Here is a 7405-nt window from a genome sequence, read left to right as displayed (position 1 = left end):
GGCCGGCGCCGGCCACCCACCCCGGTTCCGCGAAGCCGCGCGGGAACTCCAGTTCGTTCAGCTGCTGCACGCGATCGACCCGTCCGGCGTCGTCCTGATCGGCGAGATCAATCCCGTATCGCCGGCCCGCGCCGCGCCGGTGATCGAGGCTCTGGAATGGTGCAGGGGCCACGGCGCGGCCATCGTCATGGCGCTGCCGGCTTGGCCGCCCGATTCCACCCCCTACGATCGCATCCTCTACGGCGCCTGCGAGATCGTGGGCGAGCGTCCTTCGGTCGCCGAGCGCTTCCTCCCGCCGCGTTCGAAGGCCCATCCCGCCAGCGCGATCGAGCAGCGGGTGGAGACGGCCCTGCAGCAGGACGCCGAACTGCGCGGTCTGTTCTGCTGCAACGAAGCCGTGCCCGTCGGCGGCTGGGGGCAGCCGCCGCGGGTCGACCTGCTCTGCCGCGCGCACCGCATCGTGGTGGAACTCGACGGCCCCGAGCACCGCAGCGCTGCGAAATACGCCGACGACCGCCACCGGGACTATACCCTGCTGACGGCGGGCTACCTCGTGCTGCGGATCACCAACGAGCAGGTCGAGGCCGATCTTCGACGGGCCATCGAGCAGATCCGCTCCGTCGTCCGGCTCCGCAGCCTACCGATGGACGCGACATGAGGGGTTCGATCCGATGAGCCAGACGCCGACGCCGAAGCAGGCGCTGATCCTTTGGTGCCTGCTGGGCAAGCACGGCAGCGCCCTGCAGAGCGAGGTCGTGCCCAAGGTCGACGCCGCCGATCGCAGGGCATTGGTCTCCGGGCGGTACCTCTCCGAGGAGAAGCAGGGTCGCTCCATCCGGCTGACCGTCACGGACGGGGGCTGGAACTGGGCCGGCCAGCACCTGCGCGACCCGCTCCCTGCGAGTTTCCGCGTCCTGCAGGACTGGCTGGAGCGGATCGACCGGCATCTCGCCACGACCGGCGAGACGCTGGCCGGCCTGATCGGCACGCCGGCGACGCCCGAGCCACGTCCTGCCGAGTCCCCCTCCGCCGTGTCCCTCCCTGCAAAGCCCACACGCAGCCGCACCGCGAAGGCGGCACCACCGGGTTCGGCAAAGCCAAGGAAGCTCACGAAGAAGCAGGTGCGCGCCCGCATCGAGGCCGCCTATCTGGCGCTCACGGAGGGGCAGAAGGCACAGGCCGTGCGCCTCAGCGCGCTGCGCGCGCATCTGAGCGAGCTCGACCGCGCCACCGTCGATGCCGGGCTCGCGGCCATCCTGGCCGGCGATCCGACGGCGCGGCTGAGCCAGCTCAGCGATCCGAAGTCGCTCTCCGCCGATGAGCGCGAAGCGGCGTTCAGCCCGGCGGGCGAACCCTTCCACATCCTATGGATCCAGTCATGAGCGACGCCCTCGACGCCCTGCGCCGGGTCGATTTCGACTGGGTGCGCACCCTCGACAGCGTGTGGCTCGACGTGGAGCCGACCGGCGGCCCGAACGATGCGCTCCCACCCGGGATCATCGCGGATCTGCACAGGGAGGCGCCCGGTCCTGCCTCCCGCGCGATGGGGCGCGTGCTCATCGGCCCGTCGGGCGTCGGCAAGACACATCTCGTCGGGCAACTGAGACGGGAGGCCTGGCGCTCGGGCAGCTGGTTCGTGATGCTCGACGTCCTCGGCCTGTCGGAGTTCTGGCGCAGCGCCGCGCTGAGCTTCCTCACGGCCATGCTGCATCAGATGCCGGACGGCCGGCGCCAATCCGACGCCGTGTTGGCCGGGGTGGCGCGCCAGTTCAAGGTCGAAAGGCATGTGGAGGAGGCGTTCAACACCCCCGACGTCGACACGCGCAAGATCGTCGTCCTCCTCGTCAAGGCGTTGATGAGCGTCGACATGGGGAGCGCGCTCAAGCACCAGGACGTGTTCCGCGCCCTGTGTCTGCTGCGCTCGAACGATTTCGGCGCCGTGGGCCTCGCCCATGCATGGCTGCAGGGCTACGACGCCGACCCGGTCGCCCGCGCCGAACTCGGGTTTCTCCGCCCGCCGCCCACGCCGAAGGAACTCGTCGAGGGCATGTCGTGGATCATGAGCCTGAGCGGTCCGATCCTGGTCGCCGTCGACCAGATCGACGGTGTGATCGACGCGAGTCATTTCGTCGGACAGGACGAGTTCGAGGGAAGGCAGGGGCTGGCGGAGGTGCTCGCCTCCGGCCTGCTCGAACTCCACGATGTCCGTCACCGCGGCATGACGGTCATCACCTGCCTCCAGAACTCGTGGGAGCGGCTGCAGGAGCGGGCCCTGACGCCGCTGCTGCAGCGATACGTGACGCCCGTCCTGCTGCAGGGCATGAACGACCGGACCGCAGCGGCGGCGCTGATCCGCGCCCGGCTGGCCCCGGCCTATGCGGAGGTGGGATTCGAGCCCCCGTATCCGACCTGGCCGTACGGCGACGCCGCGATCGCGGACGCGGCCCGCTCCGGCATGATGCCGCGCACGCTCCTGATGCGCTGCGACGCCTTCCGGCGCGATTGCCTCGCGCAAGGGGCCGTCACCGTGTGTGACAGCCTCGTCCAAGCCCCTGACGGGCAGGCGCGTGACGCGACCGCCGACGCCGTGTTCGACCTCGACCGGGCCAAGCGCAACGCCGACATCGCCGGCTTGCTCGACGAGGAGGCCGCCCTCGGGGAGATCCTGCGCACGGCCTTCGACCTCTACGCGCTCGAGGACGATCCGGACGATGCGCTCGACGTGGCGAGCAAGGGCGAACCCGACCAGAAGATCCCGCCTCTGCACGGCCGGCTGATCCTGATCGACCGAGACCGGAACGACCACGAACGGCATGTGTGCTACCGCGCGCTGCTGCAGCAGAACGCCATTGCCTTCCAGGCTCGCCTGCGTGCCGCGCTGACCGCCTCCGGCATCTCGGCACGCATGCCCGACCGAAGCCTGGTGATCGTGCGCCGTGCCCCGGTGCCCGGCGGCGCCAAGACGAAGCAGCTGTTCGACGCCTTCCTCGCGGCGAAGGGCGTGCTGATCGATCCGGTGGAGGACGACCTGCGCACCTTCGTCGCCTTGCGCGACCTGCACGCGACCTCCGCCGAGGAGGGGCGGCAGGACCGATTCGAGGCTTGGCTGCGGGCGCACAGATTCGTGCGTGCCACCGCCTTCTTTCGGCAGGCCGGTCTGGCCGAGTCGGAAGGAGCCGACATCCCCGTCCTCGGGGTCGGGACGGACTCCACCGGGACCGTCGACACGAGTGCGACTTCCGTGGTGCGGATGCCGAGGGAGAACCCGGACGCGGCAAAGCCGCCGACGGCTCCTTCCAAGCCCGCTCCGACCGTATTGCCCGACGCCATCCCGGTCGGTCATCGCCTCACGCCGGACGCGCCGCCGGTGACGCTTCCGCTGCGGCTGCTGCCGCGGCACACGTCCATCATCGCCGGCTCCGGCTCGGGCAAGACGGTGTTGGTGCGCCGACTGGTCGAGGAGGCTGCGCTCGCCGGCATCCCCGCCATCGTGGTCGATCCGAACAACGACCTGTCGCGGCTCGGCGATTCCTGGCCCGAGCGGCCGACGGCCTTCACCCCGGAGGACGCCGACAAGGCCGCCCGCTACGCCGAGCGCGTCGAGGTGGTGGTCTGGACGCCCGGAGTCTCCGCCGGCAATCCGTTGTTTCTGTCCGTCCTGCCGGACTTCTCGGGACTCGGCGAGGACGCCGACGAGCGGGGACAAGCCGTCGAGATGGCGGCCGAGACCGTGGGACCCCTCGCCGGTGCGAGGAAGACGATCCAGCGCGGCGTGCTGGCCGACGCGTTGCGCCGCTTCGCCGAGCGTGGCGGCGGCAGCCTCGCGGACTTCACCGCCTTGCTCGCCGACCTGCCGGACGGCGTGAGCGAGATCGGCGGCGCGACCAGGATCGCCGCCGGGATGGCCGACGAGTTGCACGCGGCCGTGGCCACGAACCCGCTCCTGAAAGCCAGGGGCAGCGTGCTCGACCCGCAGGTCCTGTTCTTCGGCTCCGACCCGGCGCGCACCCGCATCTCGGTGATCAACCTCGCCGGTCTCGCCTCGGAGGCGGCGCGGGAGGACTTCGTAAATCGCCTGCAGATGACGTTGTTCGGCTGGATCAAGACGCATCCGAGCCCGCGCGGCATGCTCTACGTCGTAGACGAGGCGCAGACCTTCCTGCCGTCGCAAAGAGCCTGTCCGAGTCTCGGCAGCGGCATCAAGCTCGTGGCGCAAGGACGCAAGTACGGGCTGGGCATGGTCGTTGCGACCCAGGTGCCCAAGGGCCTGCACAACCAAATCGTCTCGAACTGCACGACGCAGTTCTTCGGCCGCCAGAGCGCACCCGCGACCATCGCCGCAGCCCAGGAGATCATGGCGGCGAGCGGCGGCGCGGCCAGCGACATCGGCAAACTCGGCGCGGGCGAATTCTACTTCGCCACCGAGGGATCGGGGAAGCCGGCAAAGCTGCGCACACCTTTGTGCCTGAGCCACCATCCGGCCAACCCGCCGACCCCCGATCAGGTCGTCATGATAGCAAGGCGATCGATCGCCTCCGCATGACCCCGCGGCTGCCATGCGCCGGCCGGGCATGGAAGCGGGGGGCACGGTGCCACTCGCATGGTGCGCCTCGGGCGCGTCAGGATTTGAGAAGGCCGATCGGCTGGGAGCCATCGTCCTTTTGCGGAAGCTGGGCAGGTTTGCGCAGTTCGGCGAACAGTGCCTTCGCGCCTCCGGTGTTCACCCCGGCAGGAGGGGCAATCAGCCGATCGTGCATTCGGCTGCGGCCTCGAGCAGCGCGTGGAGCCTCACGTCGATCATGAGGATGGGCACTGCCATGGTCGGGCAGCGGGTCTGCTGCCGCCGGCGCAATCCCGCGGTTCCCGAGGGAATTGGCAGGAGGTCAAAAGCGCACCGCCTCGGAGAAGCGTCTCCAACGGCAACCGTTCGCTAAATCCTTGAGACTGCGCACGTCTCCCGCAACACGCGAATTTCCGTCGTTCGCGGGGAGCGAGTGGTGGGCCCGGCAGGACAGTAACCCCGCCAAAAAAATCACTGTTAAAACAGATACTTAGCGAGGCTGCGGCTGAGTTCTGTGTAACACCAGCGTGTTACGTTGCCAAGCCCCGAAACGGATGTAAGTTCAAAGGTATACGGACCTAGGAGACGGGAAACCGGATAACTGGGCCAGCTAAGGGTCGGCCGGTAACAAGAATAAGGCCGCATCAGATATTTACAAGCAAATACCACAACTCACCCATGGGATTAGACTTGTGATTTACGAAACCTTTATGTCTCCGCACGAACGACCGAACAGTTCTTTAGAAATAAAACGAGCTTTGCTCACGTTCGATAAGGTTCATATTTCTGATCCGGGAGACAGAGACCTGTTTCCTCCGCAAGCGTTTGCAATGGCGCTTGGAATGCCCCCTCTTATGGGCTTTAATAGCGGCCCGGTTCGCCCTCTCGGCAAATACAACAACTATGATAACGAATTCGACCAGCTAATGGATGAACTCGATATCGCAAGACGCGAAAATATACTTGATGTGACCTCGACATATGATCTTGAGACAAGCCAAAAATCTACAATCGGAGCTGTTTTACTAGGAAGCTATCCTCTGAACGTCCAATTCATGCTTTGGGCATACCGAAATCTTGCGCAAGAAAATTCCGTCCTGGTTGCAGCAATAGACGGCGATAAAGATTTACTTGGAATTCCTGCAGACGAAGTCAGGCAGGCAAGCATAACAGACTGTTCTGCGGATTGCGGTATTAACGAAATTCCGGCAACTCCGCTGATTGAAGGAGATTTTACAAATGAAGAGAGAAGGATAGAATTGTCCAACATCGCGCGAGCGAGGCTTGCGTCTGTAATAAAAACTATCGGATTTTGCACATCAAAAAATATTGTACCATTTTTTGCTCATCGCTCATATAATATCGTAGCTTCACAAATCAGCAGTCGCGCAAACGAAGTTATAGATTTAGTATCTGAAGATGATCCATTCTGGGCCCGCCGTTTGGAGCTGCTAAGAATAGCTCACGAAGAGTACATCGATGAAAGCGTGTTGGAAAAAATGTCTATCGACGATGTATTGAAACTGCGGACAAGAACCTGGGGCAAGCAGGCACAAGCTAGAGACGAAATGCTAAAGTCCATTGCAGACATCTCTATTGAATATCGCAGCAAGAGCGATTTTGATGACATTGCTCGTGGTCTAATCTATAATTACAGAAAAGAGGCTGAAAACCTGGAGCGTGACAGACGCACCCTAAATATGAAGATAAAATGTGACATTGTGGCGGCTGGAGCAAGCATCGGTGCCTGGGCGGCGACAACCGGTCTAGTGACCCAATTACAAACAGCTTACAGTGCCGCAACGACCCTAGCGGCCGGATGCTTATTTACGGCAAGTAAAATTAAAGAGTACGCACCGGTACGCGAACAGCTAAAGTCTGCAGAGTCTGAATTTTCAGATAAAATAGCATTTGGACTTCATAACTTCTATCAACGAATTGACCTCGCATCTCGCGGATAAGAAATTCGAATGCTTAGGCTGATCTTAGATGACTCGTGTGTACTGGTTTACAATTGCTATATGTACTTACATGGCGATCACCGTCCACTCACCGACGGAAGCTCAGACACGCATGCCGGCTGCTCTGTCACCAAATGCCCTCCTACGGGCATGGGCAGTCGAGAATAGCGATTGCCGTGGAGGTCATGGGGACGCCCCCGAGACCGACCGGGCGTGTAGCCGGCGCGAACAGCTAAGCACTGCCCTTCGTGCGGCCGGCTACTGCTACGGTCATGAGGGCGAAGCCGGATACCAGAGGAGCTGGCATATTTGCGGTCCGAGATCGGACCGACAATGAGATGGAACCCGGCGGCCTGTCATACACGTTCGCGCACGCGACAGCCTATGAATAGGAGGAGCCAGAGTGGCCAGAGCACGAGAAAGGTAGCTTTGGTCATTAGGAATGCTGCGTCCTCACCGAGGCTCAGGCCGCCGTGGGTCTCACAGCTTGCGAGTTGGCTGCCATGATCCTGATGGATGACGAGTTTCCGCCATACGGTGGAGCCGGCGGCAAGGTAGGCAGCGCAAATCCCTAACGTCGTGATCATTTTGGTCCTCACATTCCCTTCGTGGGTCTCTGCCCATTGTGGCCCGCGAAACTTGACTCATTGAGTTGTGTTTCCGGGGTTCGCAGGAAGGGGGCGATTTCGCCCGGCCTCCGGTCGATTTCACCGCCCCCCGGCACTCAGTGCCGGTCCTGGACGCGATTTTGGTGGTCGAGGTGGTCAAAATGACCACCCGTGGCCCTTCTCACCGCTACTCAGTGGCGCCCCCGCTACTCAGTAGCGGTGAGGGGTGGCAACGGTTGCCGGGGGGGTGCAAATTTTGCCAGGGGGGTGAAAAA

The 7405-nt window shown here is 63.6% G+C and carries 5 protein-coding genes; 4 read left to right on the top strand and 1 reads right to left on the bottom strand.

The genetic code is table 11. The annotated features are described in order from the left end of the window. The 3 genes from MBTS_RS11825 to MBTS_RS11815 all read left to right on the top strand — a co-directional run. A partial coding sequence (locus MBTS_RS11825) for an endonuclease domain-containing protein (RefSeq protein ID WP_192215738.1) occupies window positions 1-658 on the top strand: 658 nt, incomplete at its 5' end. Between the two features lie 13 nt (window positions 659-671). Continuing rightward, window positions 672-1382, top strand: coding sequence for a hypothetical protein (locus tag MBTS_RS11820; RefSeq protein WP_192215737.1), 711 nt, complete (start codon window positions 672-674; stop codon window positions 1380-1382). Further along, window positions 1379-4543, top strand: a complete 3165-nt coding sequence (locus MBTS_RS11815) for an ATP-binding protein (protein WP_192215736.1) — start codon at window positions 1379-1381, stop codon at window positions 4541-4543. The genes MBTS_RS11820 and MBTS_RS11815 overlap by 4 nt, the downstream gene beginning before the upstream one ends. A 76-nt stretch (window positions 4544-4619) precedes the next feature. On the opposite strand, the gene MBTS_RS11810 is transcribed toward MBTS_RS11815, so the two are convergent. After that, window positions 4620-4757 (bottom strand): hypothetical protein, encoded by a 138-nt coding sequence (locus tag MBTS_RS11810; RefSeq protein ID WP_156629464.1) that lies wholly within the window; start codon window positions 4755-4757, stop codon window positions 4620-4622. A 496-nt stretch (window positions 4758-5253) separates the two neighbouring features. On the opposite strand from MBTS_RS11810, the gene MBTS_RS11805 reads away from it, so the two are divergent. Next, on the top strand, window positions 5254-6522 hold the full coding sequence (locus tag MBTS_RS11805) for a hypothetical protein (protein WP_192215735.1): 1269 nt from the start codon (window positions 5254-5256) through the stop codon (window positions 6520-6522). Window positions 6523-7405: the final 883 nt, after the last annotated feature.

This window comes from Methylobacterium bullatum, assembly GCF_014845095.1.
Taxonomy (GTDB): domain Bacteria; phylum Pseudomonadota; class Alphaproteobacteria; order Rhizobiales; family Beijerinckiaceae; genus Methylobacterium; species Methylobacterium bullatum.
This window is presented reverse-complemented; position numbering and strand designations above follow the sequence as displayed.